Annotated in this window: 17 protein-coding genes; all 17 read left to right on the forward strand. The window is 62.2% G+C overall.

Annotation, left to right across the window (positions count from 1 at the left end; translation table 11 throughout):
* The first annotated feature begins 136 nt into the window (after positions 1–136).
* The 17 genes from D6Z24_RS21150 (at position 137) to D6Z24_RS21230 (ending at position 19,619) form a co-directional block, all read left to right on the forward strand.
* Positions 137–2,512 carry an HD family phosphohydrolase gene (locus tag D6Z24_RS21150; protein WP_129128493.1) on the forward strand — a complete coding sequence of 792 codons (2,376 nt, stop codon included), beginning with the start codon at positions 137–139 and terminating at the stop codon, positions 2,510–2,512.
* The gene (gene ybeY / locus D6Z24_RS21155; protein WP_129128509.1) at positions 2,466–2,864 is read left to right on the forward strand and encodes an rRNA maturation RNase YbeY; all 399 of its coding nucleotides are present in this window, start codon (positions 2,466–2,468) and stop codon (positions 2,862–2,864) included. The genes D6Z24_RS21150 and ybeY overlap by 47 nt, the downstream gene beginning before the upstream one ends.
* A gap of 17 nt (positions 2,865–2,881) precedes the next feature.
* On the forward strand, positions 2,882–3,589 hold the full coding sequence (locus tag D6Z24_RS21160) for a diacylglycerol kinase (protein ID WP_129128494.1): 708 nt from the start codon (positions 2,882–2,884) through the stop codon (positions 3,587–3,589).
* Between the two features lie 42 nt (positions 3,590–3,631).
* Positions 3,632–4,489: a hemolysin family protein gene (locus D6Z24_RS21165; protein WP_129128495.1), complete on the forward strand. Its 858-nt coding sequence runs from the start codon at positions 3,632–3,634 to the stop codon at positions 4,487–4,489.
* Positions 4,486–6,027, forward strand: coding sequence for an apolipoprotein N-acyltransferase (lnt, locus tag D6Z24_RS21170; protein WP_129128496.1), 1,542 nt, complete (start codon positions 4,486–4,488; stop codon positions 6,025–6,027). The genes D6Z24_RS21165 and lnt overlap by 4 nt, the downstream gene beginning before the upstream one ends.
* A gap of 56 nt (positions 6,028–6,083) precedes the next feature.
* A protein-coding gene (gene prfB / locus D6Z24_RS21175) for a peptide chain release factor 2 (protein ID WP_129128497.1) occupies positions 6,084–7,200 on the forward strand; the annotation gives its coding sequence in 2 pieces (ribosomal slippage) (positions 6,084–6,152 and positions 6,154–7,200; 1,116 coding nt in all).
* Between the two features lie 41 nt (positions 7,201–7,241).
* Positions 7,242–8,048, forward strand: coding sequence for an NlpC/P60 family protein (locus D6Z24_RS21180; RefSeq protein WP_129128498.1), 807 nt, complete (start codon positions 7,242–7,244; stop codon positions 8,046–8,048).
* A gap of 102 nt (positions 8,049–8,150) precedes the next feature.
* A complete protein-coding gene (locus D6Z24_RS21185) occupies positions 8,151–9,392 on the forward strand; it encodes a DUF1015 domain-containing protein (RefSeq protein ID WP_129128499.1) in 1,242 nt (413 codons plus the stop codon).
* Between the two features lie 31 nt (positions 9,393–9,423).
* Positions 9,424–9,894 carry an FKBP-type peptidyl-prolyl cis-trans isomerase gene (locus D6Z24_RS21190; RefSeq protein WP_129128500.1) on the forward strand — a complete coding sequence of 157 codons (471 nt, stop codon included), beginning with the start codon at positions 9,424–9,426 and terminating at the stop codon, positions 9,892–9,894.
* Positions 9,895–9,978: 84 nt separating this feature from the next.
* Entirely contained in the window at positions 9,979–10,908 is a 930-nt protein-coding gene (locus D6Z24_RS21195) for a DUF4140 domain-containing protein (protein ID WP_129128501.1), read from the forward strand.
* Between the two features lie 86 nt (positions 10,909–10,994).
* A complete protein-coding gene (locus D6Z24_RS21200; RefSeq protein ID WP_129128502.1) occupies positions 10,995–12,278 on the forward strand; it encodes a class II fructose-bisphosphate aldolase in 1,284 nt (427 codons plus the stop codon).
* Positions 12,279–12,350: 72 nt separating this feature from the next.
* Positions 12,351–12,725, forward strand: a complete 375-nt coding sequence (locus tag D6Z24_RS21205; RefSeq protein WP_129128503.1) for a PilZ domain-containing protein — start codon at positions 12,351–12,353, stop codon at positions 12,723–12,725.
* Positions 12,718–13,515, forward strand: a complete 798-nt coding sequence (locus tag D6Z24_RS21210; protein WP_129128504.1) for an HD domain-containing protein — start codon at positions 12,718–12,720, stop codon at positions 13,513–13,515. The genes D6Z24_RS21205 and D6Z24_RS21210 overlap by 8 nt, the downstream gene beginning before the upstream one ends.
* Before the next feature lie 8 nt (positions 13,516–13,523).
* Positions 13,524–14,399: a CRISPR system precrRNA processing endoribonuclease RAMP protein Cas6 gene (gene cas6, locus D6Z24_RS21215; protein WP_129128505.1), complete on the forward strand. Its 876-nt coding sequence runs from the start codon at positions 13,524–13,526 to the stop codon at positions 14,397–14,399.
* A 144-nt stretch (positions 14,400–14,543) separates the two neighbouring features.
* A complete protein-coding gene (gene ftsH / locus D6Z24_RS21220) occupies positions 14,544–16,442 on the forward strand; it encodes an ATP-dependent zinc metalloprotease FtsH (RefSeq protein WP_129128506.1) in 1,899 nt (632 codons plus the stop codon).
* Positions 16,443–16,735: 293 nt separating this feature from the next.
* Positions 16,736–18,223, forward strand: coding sequence for a 4-alpha-glucanotransferase (gene malQ, locus D6Z24_RS21225; RefSeq protein ID WP_129128507.1), 1,488 nt, complete (start codon positions 16,736–16,738; stop codon positions 18,221–18,223).
* 109 nt (positions 18,224–18,332) lie between these two features.
* A complete protein-coding gene (locus tag D6Z24_RS21230; RefSeq protein ID WP_129128508.1) occupies positions 18,333–19,619 on the forward strand; it encodes a homocysteine synthase in 1,287 nt (428 codons plus the stop codon).
* Positions 19,620–20,144: the final 525 nt, after the last annotated feature.

Genomic DNA, 20,144 nt, shown 5'->3' on the forward strand with positions numbered 1-20,144 from the left:
ATTTGCTAACATGCCGTCGTGACAGCGGTTCCCGAGTTTTCGTTTAGATTGACAGTGCTGGAATAAAAGGGATATATTGTCCCCTTGCTGCTAGCCTTGCAGTCTCTGTCCTTACGACACGGGAAACATTGAAATAATGCCCACTGAAAGCGGCGACAAACAGACAATTCAGAAGAGTTCGCTGATCCGGTTGTGTGACAGCTGGATGGAAGCGGTCGCCCAAGGTTTCACCTGCGACCGTTATGAGAAGCGCAGCCGCTTCATCATGCTCTTCCTCACCGCCTTATTCCTCACCCTGTTCATCATCCCGAGCCCGCAGTTCCTCTCGGTGCACTACCGGGAGGGGGATATCGCCACCTCCGACATCCGCGCCACGCAGGACTACCTCATCGAGGACCTGCTCCTCACCGAGAAGAAGCGCGCCGAGGCCGAGGCTGCGGCCCCCTTCGTCTATACGCTCGCGCCCAACGGCAACATCGACCTGGTGCGCCGTCTGGAGGACGCCCTCGAGCTGATGGACGACGGGTCCCTGCACGGGGAGGCGAGGCGCAAGGCGGTGATCGCGGCGGTCGGCGTGGACGTCTCGCCCCAGGAACTGGCCGCGCTCTCGCGGGTTAAGCAGCAGCGCGCCTTCCTCTCCGATCTCGGACGGCAGCTCGCTCCCCTGTACCGGCAGCGCATCGTGGCGGACAAGGGGCACTTCGCCGCGGACCTGCGCCACGGCATCGTGGTGGTGGACGAAACGACCAAGCAGGACGTGGCGGGAGGGGACTACTCCGCGAGCCTCGATCTCGCCGGGGCGCGCCGCGCCTTTTTGGGGATGAACCTTACCCAGGGGGCCGCCCCCCGCGACCTCGAGATCCTGAAGGGGCTCGCGCTGCGCATGATCGCCCCGAACCTCACCTTCGACCGCAACGGCACGGACGAGAAGAAGAGCCAGGCGCGGGGAGCGGTGCGTCCGGTACTCTTCAAGATGAAGCGGGGCGAGATGCTGGTGCGTGTCGGCGAGCGGGTCACCTCCGAGCAGGCGATGAAGCTAGAGCGCGTCTTCAGCGCGCGCAACAGCGCCCCGATCCTCACCGGCCTCGGCATCTTCGGGCTCATCCTGGTGCTCTGCTACGCCCCCTTCCGCTTCGGACGCAAGAACATCAGGAAGTTCAACCCGACCAACAAGGACATCCTGCTCCTGTCGCTGCTCACCGTGGTGAATTTCGGGGTGCTGAAGCTGGTCTCCACCGTTTCCACCGCCATGGGGGGGCTCTTCCCCGCCATCGACACGGCGAACTACTTCTACCTCTTCCCCTTCGCGGCCTCCGCCATCGTGGTCAGGATCATCCTGAACTCCGAGGTCGCCCTGGTCTACTGCACCATCACGGCGCCGCTTACCGGGATCATGCTGAACAACTCGCTCCAGGTCGTCGTCTACGCCCTTTTGGGCGGCATCGTCGGCGCGCACGGCGTGCGCCAGTGCAAGGATCGGGGGACCATCTACAGCGCGGGGCTCAAGGTCAGCGCGGTGAACATGGCGCTCGCCTTCTGCTTCCACGTCTACAACGACAGCCCGATCTCGCTGCAGCCGGTTTACGGCATCGTCTTCGCCTTTTTAGGCGGCTTCATCAACGCCGCCTACGTATCCGGGATGATTCCGCTCATCGAGGCGGTGTTCCAGTACACCACCGACGTGAAGCTCCTGGAGCTTGCGAACCTCAACTCGCCGCTTCTGCGCGAGCTGATGATCCGGGCTCCCGGGACCTACCATCACAGCGTCCTCGTCGGCAACATGGTCGAGGCCGGCGCCGAGGCGATCAGCGCGAACCCGCTGCTTGCCCGCGTCGCCGCTTACTACCACGACGTCGGCAAGCTGAAGAAGCCGCAGTACTTCATCGAGAACATCCGCGACGGGGAGAACCGCCACGACAAGCTCTCTCCGAGCATGAGTGCGCTCATCCTGATCTCGCACATGAAAGACGGTGTCGAGCTCGCCAAGGAGCACCGCCTGGGGCAGCCGATCATCGAGATCATCCGTCAGTCCCACGGCACCTCGCTCATCAATTACTTCTACCTGAAGGCGAAGGGGCTGGAGACGCCGGGCACCCCGCCGGTGGAGGAACGCGACTTCCGCTACCCGGGCCCGAAGCCTCAGACCAGGGAGGCGGGGCTCGTGCTCCTGGCGGACTGCGTCGAGGCCGCCTCGCGCACGCTCGCCGACCCGACCCCGGCGAGGATCCAGGGGCTCGTACAGAAGATCATCAACAACATCTTCATCGACGGGCAGCTGGACGAGTGCGAGCTGACGCTCAAAAACCTGCACGAGATAGCCAAGAGCTTCAACCAGATACTCGTGGGGATCTACCACCAGCGTATCGATTACCCCGAGCCTGCCTACAAGGAGAAGACGATTGCCAGGAAGCCAGAAGATATCGATAGCGAACCGCCAAAGGCGGATACCGGTCGCGAAGAAGGACCTGCGAAGGGTGGCACAGAGGATCTTAGACGCCTTGGGATGTCCTGAGGCGGAACTGTCGGTGAGCATCGTCGGCGACCGGGCCATCCGGGTCCTGAACCGCGAGTACCTGGGGCGCGACAAGGCGACCAACGTGATCTCGTTTGCCATGCAGGAAGGGGAGTTCGGGGCCATCAACCCGGAGGTGCTGGGGGACGTGGTGATCTCCGTGGACACCGCGGCGCGCGAGGCCGAGGAGTCCGGCGACACCTTTTTGCGCCGCCTGTACTTCCTGCTCATGCACGGCATCCTGCACATCACCGGCTACGACCACGAAAGAAGCGGGGAGGCCGAGGCCGCCCGCATGGAGGCGAAAGAGCGTGAGATCTTCGCCCTGCTCGTCGAGGAAGGGCTTGTCTAGCCCGGGAAAGCCGTAGCATGAAGCCGACCCGCTTCATCGACTCGGTGAACTGCGCGATCGAGGGGATCCTCCACGCAACGCGCACGCAAAAGCACATGCGCTACCACTTCCTGGCGGCGCTCGCCGTGCTCTTCACCGCCCTCTTGCTGCGGGTCTCCTCCATGGAGTTCATGCTGCTCGCCCTGGCGGTCAGCTTCGTCCTCTTCGCCGAACTCATGAACACGGCGGTCGAGATCGTGGTGGACATGATTTCCCCCGAATACCACCCGATGGCGAAGCTCGCCAAAGACGTCGCCGCGGGCGCCGTGCTCGTGGCGGCCTTCGGCACCGCCATCATGGGGTACCTGGTGCTCGCCAGGTACGTGCTCCCCTGGCAGAGAACGGGGCTCGAGATGATCGGTACCGAATCGGGGACGGGGATGGTGGTTTCGGTGGTCCTCGTGCTCATCGTCGTGGTGATCATGAAGGCACGCGGCGGCACAGGGACCCCGCTCGAAGGGGGGGGCGTGAGCGGCCACTCGGCGGTCGGCTTTTCCATCGCCACCTCGGTCGCGCTGCACACCCAGGACCCGCTCATAGCGGTTTTCTGCTTCATCCTCGCCGCCATGGTGAGCCATTCGCGCCTTCTTTTGAGGATCCACCGTATGAGGGAAGTCGTGGCGGGGGGGCTCGTCGGGGTGGCGATCACCGTGGCGGTGCATCTGCTGTTTCGCGCCTTCGGGTGAAAGTCTTGACCGACAACGCAGCAACAGTAAGGAGAAACATCCTTGGAAGAGGGTAACGGACGCAAGGGACAGGGGCTCATCGAATCCCTGACCCGGCTCTTGTACGGCAAAAAGAGGGTCACCGGGGCCGAGATCCAGGAGATCATGGACGCCGGCGAGGAAGAAGGGGTCATCAACCAGGAGGAGAACGCGATGATCCGCTCCATCCTCACCCTGGGTGACTCCATGGTGCGCGAGATCATGCTGCCGCGCATGGAGATGTCCTGCGTTTCCATCCAGGACGAGGTGAGCGAGGTGCTGAAGTCGATCATCGCCTCCGGCCACTCGCGCCTGCCGGTCTACGAAGGGACCATCGACAACGTCATCGGCCTCATCTATGCGAAGGACCTCCTTAAATACTGGGGCGAGCCGGACGACGCCATCGAACTGCGGAAGCTGATCCGTGCACCCTTCTTCGTCCCCGAGACCAAGAACCTGGAGGAACTGCTGCACGACTTCAAGAAGCGGCGCGTCCACATGGCGGTGGTCATCGACGAGTACGGCGGCACCGCGGGGCTCGTCACCATCGAGGACCTGCTCGAGGAGATCGTGGGGGACATCCAGGACGAGTACGACCTGGAGACCGAGCGCCTCTCGGTGCAGGGGGACGGTTCCATCGTCGCCGACGGCAGGCTCACCATCGAGGAGGTGGAGGAGCATTTCCACGTCTCCATCGAGAAGGACAACTTCGAGACGGTGGGGGGGCTCATCTTCCACCTGACCGGCCGCATCCCGCTGGCGGGCGAGGTGATCGAGAGCGAGACCCTGGTACTCACCGTGCTCGAAGCGGATGAGAGGCGCATCGCCAAGGTGCACATCGCCCGTAAAGAAGAGCTGGAGCGGGAGTCCGAGGAGTCGTGACCGGCAAGACGGTGAACCCCGGCGCGGCGACTGCAGGGCGCTACCTGCCGGCGCTTTGCTCGGGTGCGCTGCTCGCGCTTTCCTTTCCGCTTCCCGGCATCTCGGTGCTCGCGTGGATCGCCTTCGTGCCGCTGTTTGTCGCCGCCGACGGCGTCTCCCCGAGGTTCGGCTTCAGGCTCGGGTTCGTCGCCGGCAGCGCGGCCTACGCGGCCCTTCTGTACTGGCTGAACGTGGTGATGACGGGGTACGGCAGGCTGCACTGGAGTGTTAGCGGCACGCTCTTTCTCCTGCTTGCAGGCTACCTGGCACTCTACCCCGCCGCGGTTTTGTGGATGGTGCGGCGCTGCGAGGAGAACGGGATTCCGCTGCTTTGCTCCTTTCCGCTTCTGTGGGTCGCGGGGGAGGCGGTCCGCTCCTACGCGTTCACCGGCTTTCCGTGGGCGAACCTCGGGTACTCGCAATACCGGACCCTGCCGCTGATCCAGATCAGCGACCTCACCGGGGTTTACGGCGTGAGCTTTCTGATCGCCTTCGCAAACGTCGTCTTTTACCGGATCTGGGTTTCCATGCGGCACAAAAAGCCCTACCCGGTGCGCGCGCTCATCATGCTGTTGCTGCTGCTTGCCGCCACCATGGTGTACGGTGTAGCCCGGCTCACCCGTGCCGAGAAAGGCGTTACGCAGCGGGTGCTCATGGTGCAGGGGAACATCCCGCAGGAGGTCAAGTGGTCCCCGGCCATGCAGGATGCCACCGTGAAGACCTACGAGCGGCTGACCCGCGAGGGGTGCCGCGAGCCCGGGACGCTCGTGGTCTGGCCCGAGAGCGCCCTGCCGTTTTTCCTGCAGCAGGAGCCCGCGTACGCGGAGCGGCTGAAGAACCTCGCCAGGGAAGTTAAGAGCCCCATCGTGGTGGGGAGCCCCGCCTTCGAGCAGGAGGGGGGGAGGGTACGCTACCTGAACAGCGCCTTTCTCGTCACCGAAGAGGGCGTCGCGGCCGGACGAAGCGACAAGCTGCACCTGGTCCCCTTCGGCGAGTACGTGCCGCTTGCCCCGCTTTTGCCGTTCGTGAACAGGCTGGTTACCGGCGTCGGCGATTTCTCCCCGGGGAAAAGCGCCCAGGTGCTCTCCTCTTCCGCTGGGAAGCTGGGCGTGCTGGTCTGCTTCGAGGGGATCTTCCCGGAGATCGCCCGTGCCTACGTCGAGCAAGGGGGAGGGCTCCTGGTGAACATCACCAACGATGCCTGGTTCGGGCGCACCTCGGCTCCGTACCAGCATCTCTCCATGACCGTGTTCCGGGCCGTGGAGAACCGGGTTCCCCTGGTGCGTGCCGCCAACACCGGGATCAGCGCGGTGATCGACAGCAAGGGGCACATCCGCGGGGTGACGCCGCTTTACCAGGAGGGAACCCTCGCCGGGGAGATCCGCACCGGCCAGCGGGAGACCTTCTACACCCGTTTCGGCGATCTCTTCGCGCTGCTCTGTCTGTCCGGGAGCGCTGGGATGGCGGTCGCCTGCTACCGTCGCAGACGGCGGGACTGATTTTTCGACAACAACCCATATCGCCTGAAGGCGATGCGACATGAGGAGCCGTACCGATGTTCAGAGAGGAAACAGCCAAGATAGAAGAGCTCGTGGAGCGCATCAACAACCTCCGGGGGTCTCTTTGACGTAGATGACAAGAGGGAGCGGATGCAGGAACTCGAAGAGGTGACCTCCCGCCCCGATTTTTGGAACGACGCCGAGAATGCCCAGAAGATCCTCAAGGCCAGGATGGCCATGGAGAAGGACGTCACCACCTGGGAATCGCTCGAGCGGCAGGCAGGCGACATCAGGGAACTGATCGAACTGGGGAGCGAGGAAGAGGACGAGGCGACCCTCGCCGAGGTGCGCGCCATGAACGCGCAGCTGGAGACCGGGGTGAGTCAGGCGGAATTCCGCCGCATGCTCTCCGGGCCGCACGACGCCTCGGGCGCCTTCGTCTCCATCAACTCCGGTGCAGGCGGGACGGAGTCGCAGGACTGGGCCGAGATGCTCCTGCGCATGTACCTGCGTTACAGCGAGAAGAAGGGGTGGAAGACCGAGATCACCGACTACCAGGAAGGGGACGGGGCAGGGGTCAAGGGGGTCACCTTCGCGGCGACCGGCGAGTTCGCCTACGGGTACCTGAAGGCGGAGGCGGGGATCCACCGCCTGGTGCGCATATCGCCCTTTGACAGTTCCGCCCGGCGTCATACCTCGTTCGCCTCCGTGTTCGTCTTCCCGATCCTGGAGGAAGAGGACATCGACATCAAGATATCGGAGAGCGACCTGAGGGTCGACACCTACCGCTCCTCGGGGGCGGGGGGGCAGCACGTCAACACCACCGACTCCGCGATCAGGATCACCCACCTTCCCACCGGGACCGTGGTGGCCTGCCAGAGCGAGCGGAGCCAGCACATGAACAAGGCGACCGCGATGAAGGTGCTCCGCTCCAAGCTCTACGAGATGGAGCTCAGGGAGCGCGAGGCCAAGGCGGCCGACATCGCCGGGGAGAAGAAGGAAATCGGCTGGGGTAGCCAGATCCGCTCCTACGTCTTGCACCCCTACAAGATGGTGAAGGACCTGCGCACCGGCGTCGAGAGCGGCAACCCAGACAACGTGCTGGACGGCGCCCTCGACGACTTCGTGGTCCCCTACCTCATGGGCGTGCGCCGCGAGACGAGCGACATCTAGGGGCGGGTTTTCGGGGCGAAAGCCCTGACAAGGAACTATTAATGCTTAAGACGGTAAGACTTCTAGTCATATATCTGTTGCTGCTGGCCCCCGCGGCCACCGGCTGCGCCGCCCAGCGTGCGGGGCTTACGAGCGTCGGCTTCGCCATCCAGGTGGGGGCCTTCTCCGACGTGAAAAACGCCGAGCGGCTGACCAAAAAACTCCAGGAACAGGGGATCGAGGCCTTCTACTTCAAAAGGGAAAACGGCATCTACGCCGTGCGCTTCGGGGACTTCCCCCGTCGCGACGATGCGCGCAAAGCGGCGCAGAAGCTCGTGAAGGAGAGGACCATCGGCTCCTATTTCATCGCCGCGCCGCAGCCCGAGCGTAGCGCCGCGCTGCGCGAGACCGTGATCGAGAAGGCGCCGGCCCCCTCGATCACCAAGCCGGCGAAGCCCGTGAAGAAGAAGGAAGAGCCGGTGAAGCGCGACCGCAGCGACATGGGCGGTATCGCCGCCCGGACCGCCGAGCGTTTCGTCGGCATCCCGTACCGTTGGGGCGGGGACACCGTGGTGGACGGCATGGACTGCAGCGGTTTCGTGCGCGCCGTCTACAACCTGTGCGGCGTCAACATCCCGCGCACCTCCCGCGAGCAGTACCGGGTGGGTGACGCCGTGGGGCGCGAGGAACTGAAGGACGGCGATCTGGTTTTCTTCGGGGCCTCCCCGGACGAGATCAACCACGTCGGCATCTTCGTCGGCAACGGGCGCTTCGTGCATGCACCCCGTCGCGGCGACGACATCAAGGTCAGTTCCATGGACGACTCCTACTTCTTGAAGCGTTTCGTCGGTGCCAAGCGTTACTTTTAAGCCTTTGCTTGTCTTAGCCGATGAGAGTGCAGGACACAAAAACGGATAACGCAGAACGTAGAACATAGAACGTAGAACGAGAATTAAAAGACAGGAGCAGTTATGGCATTTATCAAGCCGTTCAAGGCGGTGCGCCCCGAAAAGGATCTGGCGGAGAAGGTCGCCGCTCTTCCCTATGACGTGATGAACACGCAGGAGGCCATGGCGATGGCGGCCGGCAATCCGGCGAGCTTTCTGCACATCTCCCGCCCGGAGATCGATCTGCCCGAAGACATCGACGTGCACTCCGACCCGGTTTACGTACAGGGGCGCGAGAACCTCGCGAAGTTCATGAAGGAAGGGGTGCTGCTGCAGGACGACACCGAGCGCTACTACGTGTACCGCCAGAAGATGGGCAACATCACCCAGACCGGCCTCGTGGTCTGCGCCGGGGTCGACGACTACCAAAGCGGCACTATCAAAAAGCACGAGCTGACCAGGGCGGACAAGGAGGAGGATCGCGTAAAGCATATCGACGCTCTGAACGCGAACGACGAGCCGGTCTTCTACACCTACCGCAACGCGCCGGCCATCACGGCGACCATCGACCAGGTGACCAAGGGTGAGCCGCTTTACGACTTCACCACCGACGACGGCGTCTCCCACACCCTGTGGGACATCGCCGACCAGGCGCTCATCGACTCCCTGACCGCCAGCTTCGCCGCGATCCCGACCCTCTACGTCGCCGACGGCCACCATCGCAGCGCTGCGGCGAGCCGGGTGCGCGACCTGAGAAAGGACGCCAACCCGAAGCACACCGGCAGCGAGGAATACAACTTCTTCCTCACCGTCATCTTCCCGGACAACGAGATGACCATCATGCCATACAACCGGGTGGTGAAGGACCTGAACGGCCGCAGCTTCGCCGAGTTCATGGCGCGCGTCGGCGAGCGTTTCGAGGCGACCCCGGTCTCCGGCGCGGTGCAGCCCGCCGAGCGGCACCAGTTCGGCATGTACCTGGGAGGGAAATGGTACGTGCTCGTCCCGCGCGAGGACTCCTTCCCTGAAAACGATCCGGTCGCTTCCATGGACGTCTCCATCCTGCAGGACAACCTCCTAAGCCCGGTCCTCGGCGTGCGCAACCCGCGCACCGACCAGCGCATCCACTTCGTGGGGGGGATCCGCGGCGTCGAGGAGCTGGAGCGGGTGGTGAATTCCGGCGAGTACATGGTCGCCTTCTCCTTGTTCCCGACTTCGATCGAGGAGCTCATGTCGCTTGCCGACGAGGACAAGATCATGCCCCCGAAGTCGACCTGGTTCGAACCGAAGCTAAGAAGCGGTCTCTTTATCCACCTGCTGGATTAAAACGATTAATCACACCTGACGGAGGAGATTGATGCGTAACGTTGAGAAGTTCCTCGTGCTGCTGCTGCTCATGGCGGCGGTGGCCATACCCGCCTGCTCCCAGAAGGAACCGACCAAGCCGGCGGCAGCCGAAAAGACGGAAAAGAAAAGTGCAGCCGGTGCGGTGACCACCGCTTCCGGCCTTTCCTACACCGACCTCGCGGTAGGGACCGGCGCTTCGCCCACCTCGGGCAAGAGCGTCACCGTCCATTACACAGGCACGCTTGAGAACGGCACCAAGTTCGACAGCTCGCTCGACCGCGGCCAGCCCTTCGTCTTCCGGATCGGCGCCGGCGAGGTGATCCCCGGGTGGGACGAAGGGGTGATGTCCATGAAGGTCGGCGGCAAAAGGAAGCTCATCGTCCCGCCGCAGCTGGGCTACGGGGCGAACGGCGCCGGCGGGGTGATCCCCCCCAACGCGACCCTGATCTTTGAAGTGGAGCTCCTGGACGTAGAGAAGTAAGCGGCGCGGCTTCTTGCAATGGCTCGGGTGGGACTGTAAAGTTGTCCTCTGTCTTTTCATCCCAAGCCGTCAGCGAGGTGCCGCATGCGCCTTCTCCCCCTGGCCGTTATCCTTCTTTCGTCCCTGCTCTGCCGGCAGGCGTTCGCCGGGACGAAGAGCGTCACTTACTTCACCGACGGAGCCCGGGTGGAGCAGGAAGTGGGTGCCCCCGGCGGCTACGCGGAGGTGCCTCTTCCCGAGAGCTTTGCCCCCGGCTCGCTCAGGGTGAAGGCCCCCGGCGGGACGGTACTGCGGGTCGAGCTGGTGACGGCCGAAAAGGACCGGCGCCGCTCCGGAGAACTGGCACGGCTCAAGGAGCGCAGGGGCGAGCTGCTCGACCGGATGGCCGCACTGGACCGGCGCGAGGAGATCTTCAGCGCAGCGGCGAAGTCGCAAAGCGGCAAGGCGCCGCGCAGGACCAAGGCGAACCCCGATCCGGTGGCCGCCCTGCAGCAGGGTACCGACTTCGCCTTGAGCCAGATGGAGGCGGTCTTGCGCAGCAAGCGCAAATGCCGCTCGGCCCTCGACGCGCTGGAGCGGGAGATCGCGACCGCCGGCAAGGGGGTGGCCTCGGCGCGCATCTGGGTGGTCGGGAGCAGGGCGCGGGTTTCCTACCTTGTGCGGGATGAGCGCTGGACTCCAAGCTACGACCTCCGCCTTTCCGGCGAGGGACGCGGCGAGCTTTTGATGCATGCGAAGCTCCCCCCGCGCGAGAAAGGGGTGCAGTGCTTCGTGTCGCGCGGCAGTGCGGCGCAACCGATGGCCGCGGAAACGGTGCGGGGTGACTTTCCGGTCCTCGCACGTTACCCGCTCGCTGTCACCGCGACCGGCGACAGGCCGACGGCACGCTTCACCTTCGCCGCAGTCGAGGCCGGCCTCCCCCCGGGGGAAGCCTCGCTCTACTGGAGCGGCGAGTACTTGGGTAGTGCCCCGTTCCCAGGGGGAGGGGGCACCGAGTTCACCCTGGACCGGTAGCGAAGGCTCTTGCCTTTGCATGATTAAGATGCTATAAGGAAGCGGCTTTTTGCCATGAATTGATATTCCCACCAAAAGGAGGAGATATGACCGCAACATCTTCAGATTTCGTCAAAGCGCTTGAAGTCGGGCGTCCCCCCAACGTAGCGAAACTCTTCCCCAATTCAAAAGCACTGCTGGTAAGCGGCAAGGTCATCGACCGCGCCATGAACGCCAAGGGACACGCCCTGGCCCTGGCCGCCAACGGCCGCAACCACTTCGTCATCCGCGGCGTGCTCGCAGCAGCCCAGAAGGCCAACGCAGCCGTCATCATCGAGATCGCCAAGAGCGAAGGCGGACAGAAGGCCTACTGCCCGGTCAACTACTGGAACATGGCGCGTCAGGTCGACGCGGTGGCCAACGAGCTCGGCATCACCATCCCGGTCGCCATCCATGCCGACCACTACGGCATCAAGGGGGAGGGGGACGTGAAGTCCGCCAAGGTCGAGATCCCGAGCATGTTCGACGCCGGCATCACCTCCATCGCCATCGACGCCTCGCACCTGCCGGACGAGGAGAACCTCCTTGCCAACCTCGAGCTGAACGGCGTGATCCCGGCCTGGGCCGGTCTCGAGACCGAGGTAGGCGAGATCAAGGGTAAGGAGGGGCTCTCCACCGTCCCCGAGGCGCTCTTCCTGATCCGCGGCCTGAACGCCCATGACATCTTCCCGGACTGGATCGCGCTCAACAACGGCACCACGCACGGCATCGAGGCATCCGACGCCGGCATCCAGGTCGAGCTTACCGCCGAGATCCACGAGGCGATCAAGGCCTACGGCGTGAACGGCGCACAGCACGGCACCTCGGGCAACAGCTACGACAGGCTGCGCCAGATCGCACAGAACACCCGCACCACCAAGGCCAACGTCGCCACGGCGCTGCAGTTCGTTTCCTGGGGCCTCGAGGTGAACGAGTACGGCAACGCCAACCTCGACGCGAACGGCAACTTCATCAAGGTGAAGGGCGAGGGGATGAGCGAGGAGCTCTGGGCCGAGATGGTCGCCTTCGCCGAGTCCAAGGGGTGGAAGAAGGGGGACTACAAGAACCTGAACCTCCCGTTCGAGAACAAGCTCCTGGCTCAGACGAAGGAAGTGCGCGAGCGGATGTGCAAGAGGGTGGAGGACTTCGCCTACAACCTCATCGCCAACGTCTTCAATGCGGCCGACACCGCTCCGCTTGCCATCGAAGCCATCATCAAGGCCGGTTCCTACGATCTCGGCCCGAAAGGGAAGCGCATCGAGAACCCGGCGGAGTGGACCAAGGAGCAGCTTCCCAAGCAGGCCAAGGGGCTCTCGCGCGACAAGGGGCCCGAGGGTAACTTCGAGGACTAGCAGCATACAGCAGGCAAAAAAGAGGGGGCCAAGCGCCCCCTTTTTCCGCCGGCTGACCGAAAGGGGAACATGATGAACGACAGGCGTAACTTTTCGCGGGTTGATTTCAGGGTTTCGGCGCTCTTGCAGGCGGAAGGCGTCGCCATAAAGGGCGAAGTGACCGACATCAGCCTGCACGGGCTGTACATGGAGACCGAGGAGAAGATCCCGGTCGGTTCTCCCGTTGAGGTCACCATCTATCTATCCTCGGCCGCCGAGCCGATCGTCATCAACGTGAAGGGGACCGTTGCCCGTCTCGTTCCAGGCGGCATCGGCTGTGCGTTCGACAAGATGGACGTCGAATCCTTCGCCCACCTGCGCAGCATCATCTCCTACCAGGGGGGGGACGAATCCAAGGTCATGGCTGAGTTCTCGGAGTACATCGTCAAGAAGATGCACGATGAGTGATGAGGTGGCCCTTGCGGACCTCGCGCCGCTGCGCGACTGGTTCACCTCCTACTGTGACTCCTTTCGCACCGCCGACCCCGCGGTGCAGCGCAACTACGATCTGAAGCAGCAGCACACCGCCAACGTCTGCCGCGATGCCCTCATCGTGGCGCAAGGGATGCCCCGGCGTTTCCTGGTTCTTGCCGAAGTTGCCGCCCTGTGCCACGACCTGGGGCGCTTCCCGCAGTACCGTGACTACGGCACCTTCAAGGACAGCGAATCGCTGAACCACGCCCACCTCTCCGCGCAGATCATGAAGCGGCACGCACCACTGCATTTCCTTTCCGCTGAAGAGTTCTCCCACGTCGACACCGCGGTACGCATGCACAACGCCTTTCATGTCCCAACGGGACTCCATTCTGAGGCCGACGCCCTGCTGAGGCTTCTGCGCGACGCCGACAAGCTGGATATCTGGGGCATCTTCGTCGAATACTTCGACGCCCCCGAAGCAGAGCGCGCCTCGGCGGCGGGACTCGGCTTTCCCGACCTGCCAGGCTGCTCCCCCGAGCCGCTTGCCGCCGTCACGGCCGGGCACATGGTTCAGCTCTCCACCCTGAAGAGTCTCAACGATTTCAAACTGCTGCAGGTCTCCTGGATCTACGACATCAACTACCTGAAGGCGCTGCGACTGGTCAGCGAGCGCGGCATCCTGGACCACTTTGCCGCCATGCTCCCGGATGAGCGTCCGGTCCGCGAGGTCCTGGCGCAGGTGCGGGAGCATCTTGAGCGCAGGCTCGAGGCGGAAGGGTAGGGGGGCGCTTGGAACTGCACTACGCGAGACTCTGGTTCAGCTTCGTCCTCAGGGACGACATCGCCGATCCCTACGCCTTTTTCGCCGGCCGTGCCGAGTTCGAAGACGCCTTTCGCAGGGCCCTCTCCTGCAAAAGGGGGGACTGCCGGGGGTGTGCCGCCCTTGCGCACTGCGCCTTCCCGGCCACCTTCGGGCAAGAGATAGCGAAGGACCCGGAGGCGGTGCGTCGCCATCAGAAGCCGCCGCTTCCGTTCATCTTCCGGTTCCCGGTTTTGCCCCCCCGCCCCAATGCGGGTGCTGCCTGCGAGCTGTCCCTTACGTTGGTGGGGAGTGCGGTGCAGCATTTTGCCGTCTACCTTGCCGCGGTCCGCTTTCTCATGGAGGCCAGGCGTGCGACCGTGACCTCGGTGCAAGCCGAGTCTCCCGGCGGGGCGCGCAGCGCGGTGGCGGTACAGGATCACCCCGAACTGCCGCTACTTGGCTCGCTCGACCCGGACATGGCCGGGCCGCTGTCGACCGAGGCACTCTCCCTTCGCTTCCTGACGCCGCTAAAGCTCGTCCAGGACGGCCGCCTGCTCAAAAACTACACCTTCGCGCATCTCGCCCGCTCGCTCATGCGCAGGGTCTCCTCCCTGGCCTACCACTACGAGGGCACCGAGCCCGATCTCGACTACCGGTGGCTTTCCCGGTGCAGCGAAGACATCCGGACCGTCACGTCCGACTGCCGCTTCGTCTCGTGGAACGGCCGTCCCGCCGGCATCGTCGGGGTGGCGCGGTTTCAGGGGGACCTGGAGCCCTTCCATCTTCTCCTGCAGCTTGGCGTCGCCACCCACCTCGGAAAAGGCGCCCCGTTCGGCTTCGGCAGCTATCGCCTGGAGCCCTAACCCGGACGGCCTCCTGCAACTCCTGTCACGCACCCGCTCTTCCTTTCCTCATCACGCTGAAAGATTAAAAACTTGTAATGCCTGCCGGCTTGGCTAGAATACCCTGGTGCCGTTTTACCCCCCCCCTGAGTACAGGAGCCGGTCATGGCCCAGTCCTTTTGGAGACCGCTGCTGATCACCGCACTGTTCGTGCTCTTGCTGGACCTCTTTTACGGGGCGATGGTGAAGCAGACGGCTGAGCGCGGGGTCGAGATCACCTACAGCAGGTTCAGGCAGGAACTCTCCGCCAACAACGTGACGAAGCTGACCCTCAGGGGGAGGAGTGCTAAGGGGCAGTTCCGCACTCCCATCTCGGTTCCGGCTACCGCTGTCGAGGAAAAGGGGAAGATGGTCAGTGCCGCGGCCTTCAGCACCACCCTCCCTTCCATGGAGGACCCAAGCCTTCTTCCGGAGCTGAGCGCGCGGCGGGTCGACGTGGACGTCGTGTCGACCGAGAGCTCCGCCTTCGGCTCCATAATTCTCTACCTGCTCCCCTGGGCGATCATCATCGGGGTTTGGCTTTTCGTCATGAGGGGGATGCGGAAACAGGGGCCGACCGGCATGATGGGAGGCTTTGCCCGCTCCGGAGCGAAGGCCTACACCTCGGAGCGTATCGACGTGACCTTCGCCGACGTGGCCGGCATGGAGGAGGCGAAGCAGGAGTTGCGCGAGGTGGTCGAGTACCTGAAGGACCCGCGGAAGTTCCAGCAGATCGGCGGGAAGGTGCCCAAGGGGGTGCTGCTCGTAGGTCCTCCGGGGACGGGGAAGACCCTGCTTGCCCGGGCGGTGGCGGGGGAGGCGGGGGTTCCCTTCTTTTCCATATCCGCCTCGGCTTTCATCGAGATGTTCGTGGGCGTGGGCGCAAGCCGCGTGCGCGACCTCTTCGCCGGTGCACGGAAGATGCTCCCCAGCATCATCTTCATCGACGAACTGGACGCGGTGGGCAGAAGCCGCGGCGCAGGTTTCGGCGGCGGGCACGACGAGCGTGAACAGACCCTGAACCAGCTTTTGTCGGAGATGGACGGTTTCGACCCGCACACCGAGGTCGTGGTGATCGCCGCCACCAACCGCCCCGACGTCCTCGACCCGGCCCTGCTGCGCCCCGGGCGCTTCGACCGCAACGTCGTGATAGAACGTCCGGACTGGCGCGACCGTGAGAAGATCCTGAAGGTGCACACCCGGAAGGTGCCGCTCACCCCGGACGTCGATCTCGCCATCATCGCGAAGGGGACCCCCGGTATGACCGGCGCCGACCTTGAGGGGCTCGTCAACGAGGCCGCCATCCTGGCGGCACGGGACAACAAACAGGTCGTAGGGCTCGAGGAGCTCGAGCGCGCCAAGGATAAGATCCTGATGGGAGGGGAGCGGCGCATGGTGATCTCTGAAGAGGAAAAAAGGATCACAGCGTACCACGAGGCAGGGCATGCCCTCGTTGCCAGGTTGCTGCCGAGTACGGATCCGGTGCACAAGGTGACCATCCTGCCGAGAGGGCGGGCTCTGGGCGTCACCCAGCAACTCCCCGAGGACGATCGGTACCACTACCCGCGCGCGTACCTGGTGAACCGGCTCTGCGTCGCTTTGGGGGGGAGGGTCGCCGAGCGGATCGTCTTTCACGACGTCTCGTCCGGCGCGCAAAGCGACCTGAAGCACGTGACCGAGCTGGCGGAAAAGATGGTCTGCCAATGGGGGATGAGCGAAAAGATCGGGGCGATGACCTTCCCGCGCGGGGAGGAGCATCCGTTTTTGGGGATGAAGCTGGCCGAGGAGAAGACCTTTTCAGAAGAGATGGCCTGGCTTATCGATCAGGAGATCGCGGCATTGATTCGTGCCGCTGAAGGTAAGTCGATGGAGTTGGTAACGGCAAATCGCAGCAAACTGGACGCGTTGGCGCTGGCCCTTCTGGATGAGGAGACCCTCGATGGCCGACGTGTGGATGAGATCCTGGCCGCAGACGCCTTCAGCGGGGACTTGACGGTTGGCCCGTCACAAAAGCCCCTGGCTTAATAAATGATGATGTATCCCTTCCTGGTAGCGATCGCGGATATCTCAAGTGTGTCCTTGATCCGGAATGTCTCGCCATCCAAGGTAAAGACGTAGCCTTCACCATCAGGTACAGCCAGCTCCATCAAAGATTCGAACGATGCAGTCTTTATAGTTTCCATGGCCGGCACTATATCATGTGTTGAAAGTGCGGTAAAGGCTTTGGAGGATTGCATTGCATGTGAATTGTGTCATAGTAGTGTCTGCTCAAATTTCAGAAGGATTCTGAGCGTTTATTCAATGCAATGGAGGTGTGGATGGCGAGGAAGAGAAAAAGCGGGATACTGTTGCACCCGACGTCTTTGCCTGGACCGGGTGGCATAGGCTCCTTCGGTGACGAGGCAAAGCGGTTCGTTGATTTTCTCCACAAAGCAGGACAGTCCCTGTGGCAGATCCTTCCACTTGGTCCTACCGCGTACGGCAACTCTCCCTATTCGTGCTACTCGGCCTTCGCCGGAAATCCTCTGCTCATAAACCTCGAGGCTCTTGAGGACGAGGGGGACCTGCTCCCCGGAGAGGCAAGACCGGAACTGGATTTCACCCGCGTCGATTACGGGGCGACCGAACTGTACAAGTCGGCCAGGCTCAAGGAAGCTGCGGCACGCTTCTTTGCCGAGGCACCGCAAAAACGCAAGGAGGAATTCTGGCAATTCTGCGACAACACCTTCTGGCTGCACGACTATGCCCTTTTCATGGCACTGAAAGAACAGTTCAAAGAGGTGAGTTGGAAGGATTGGCCTGACGCACTGGCAAAGCGGGAGCCGGAAGCCCTTTCCACCTGGAGCGAAAAACTAGGAACTGCCATAGGTGAACAGAAATACCAGCAATGGCAATTCGCGCGCCAGTGGAAGCAGCTCAAAACGTACGCCAACGTCCTCGGCATATCCATCGTGGGGGATCTCCCCATCTTCGTCGCCTACGACTCAGCCGATGTCTGGGCCAACCCGCACCTATTCCATCTGGATGAGAAAGGGATTCCCATTGTCGTAGCCGGTGTCCCCCCTGATTACTTCAGCAAGACCGGCCAACTCTGGGGTAACCCACTCTACAACTGGGACCGGATGGCCCAGGAGGGGTTCGGCTGGTGGATCGCACGCCTGCGTAACGATCTCTCCCTGTACGACATGGTCCGCATCGACCACTTCCGCGGTTTCGAGGCCTTTTGGGAGGTCCCGATGTGGGAGAAGACCGCGATCAACGGCCGTTGGGTCAAGGGACCGGGCGAGGCGCTCTTCCATGCCCTGAGAAACGCACTGGGGAGCCTTCCCATCATCGCGGAAGACCTCGGCATCATAACGCCGGAAGTGGAGGCGTTGCGCGATCAGTTCGGATTTCCGGGCATGAAGATTCTGCAGTTCGCCTTCGGGTCCGGCCCGGAGAACCCGTATCTGCCGCACAACCACGTTCGCTCCTGCGTCGTCTACACCGGCACCCACGACAACGACACCACCACGGGGTGGTTTCACTCCTTGAAGGGTAAGGAGCAAAAGAACGTGCTGGCCTATTTCGATCGGGACGGCGCCGACATCGTGTGGCACATGGTGCGCTGCGCGCTCGCTTCCGTGGCAGATTACGCCATCATACCGATGCAGGACCTGCTCGAGTTGCCGAGTACCGGGAGGATGAACGTGCCGGGTGTCGCGGGAGGCAACTGGAGTTGGAGGTGCCCGGCGGATGCCTTCACCGGAAAGCTTGCTACGAAGCTCTCGCGGGCTACCGAGCTGTACGGAAGGCTACCAGACTGAAATGGTGGAGTTTTAATTCCAAAATTATTGACAAAGAGGGTGAAGTTTCGTTATAGAGTAAGCACTATATATTCTTTACGAAACAGCTTCAGAAAGGACGGGAGAGATTATGTCAGAAAAAGAATTCGGATTTGATACCCTTGCGCTTCATGCCGGCCAGACTGTAGATCCCACCACCCTGTCCCGTGCCGTCCCGATCTATCAGACCTCTTCGTACGCGTTCAAAAGTTCCGAGCATGCGGCCAACCTTTTCGGGCTTAAGGAATTCGGCAATATCTACACCCGTCTGATGAACCCGACGACTGACGTACTCGAAAAAAGGGTGGCCGAGCTGGATGGCGGTGTCGCAGCGCTCGCCGTAGCATCCGGTCAGGCAGCAACCACCTACGCCGTGCTCAACATAGCGAGCGCCGGCCAGAACATAATCTCTACCAGTTATCTCTATGGCGGTACCTACAACCTGTTCCACTACACCCTGCCGAAGCTCGGCATAACCGTAAAGTTCGTCGACTCTTCGGATCCGGAGAACATCCGCAAAACCATCGATGAGAACACTCGTCTTGTTTACAGCGAAGCGATAGGGAACCCGAAGAACAACGTCGACGACTTCGAGGCGATCGCCAAGGTTGCCCATGATGCGGGGATTCCTTACATCGTGGACAATACCGCGGCGACCCCGTATGTGTTCAAGCCGCTGCAGCACGGTGCCGACATAGTCGTTTATTCGCTGACCAAGTTCATGGGCGGCCATGGCACCAGCATCGGCGGTTGTGTAGTCGATGGCGGTACCTTCCCTTGGAACAACGGCAAGTTCCCCGAGTTCACCGAGCCTGATCCCTCCTACCACGGTCTCAAATTCTGGGATGCGCTGGGGAACATCTCATACATCATCAAGATGAGGGTTGAGTTGCTGCGTGACATGGGTGCATGCCTTTCGCCGTTCAACGCCTTCCAGATCCTGCAAGGGCTTGAGACCCTGCACGTAAGGATGGCGCGTCACGTAGAAAATGCCCAGAAGGTAGCCGAGTGGCTTGAACAGAACCCGCTGGTGAGCTGGGTCAACTACCCCGGGTTGCCTAGTCACAAAGATCATGCGAATGCGAAGAAGTATCTGCCCAATGGCACGGGAGCCATCATAGGCTTCGGTATCAAGGGTGGGTTGGATGCAGGCACGAAGTTCATCGACAATGTGAAGCTTTTGTCCCATCTTGCCAATATCGGCGATGCAAAGAGCCTCGTCATACACCCGGCATCCACCACGCACCAGCAATTGAGCCCGGCCGAGCAGTTGGCTACAGGAGTAAGCCCCGACTTCATCAGGCTTTCCATCGGCATAGAAGACGTGAAGGACATAATAGCCGACCTGGACCAGGCACTCAAAGCTGCCCAAGCCTGAGTAAGCAGGCATAATAAGTAGCCATAGCAGTAAAGCCAAGGGCGATGCGCAAGCATCGCCCTTGGTCGTTTGGGGGGCGCGGTCCACAAGGGCCACAAGGTGATTGCGCGCGAGCAATTGTTATAGCTTAAGCCTGTTGAGAAAAAACTAACAACAAACCCGTTGACGGGCAGGGGGGCATTTGTTATAACCACCCTCCGCTGACGCACGAGACACTTTCGAGCCAGCGGCCGACGAAAAAAGCATTGACAGCCGAAACGGCCTTTGCTATAAAGTTGGACTTCGCAGCAACGACGTTCTCTTCAACCGAATATTTGAGCCGGCAGTCACCGCAGGAAAGTTGCGACGGCGGCGAATCTGAGAAAGATTTAAGAAAAGAAAGTCTTGACAGGTTGGAGCGGTTCAGGTAGGGTGCTGAGTCTGTCGCAAACGGCGGCTTGGTCTTTGAAAACTAAATAGTAGACGAAACAGTAATGTAGGTTTTTAAGTAAGTCAGTTGTTTCAAACTAGAATCGGATTTTCCGG

This window comes from Geomonas oryzae (assembly GCF_004117875.1).
GTDB classification, from domain to species: domain Bacteria; phylum Desulfobacterota; class Desulfuromonadia; order Geobacterales; family Geobacteraceae; genus Geomonas; species Geomonas oryzae.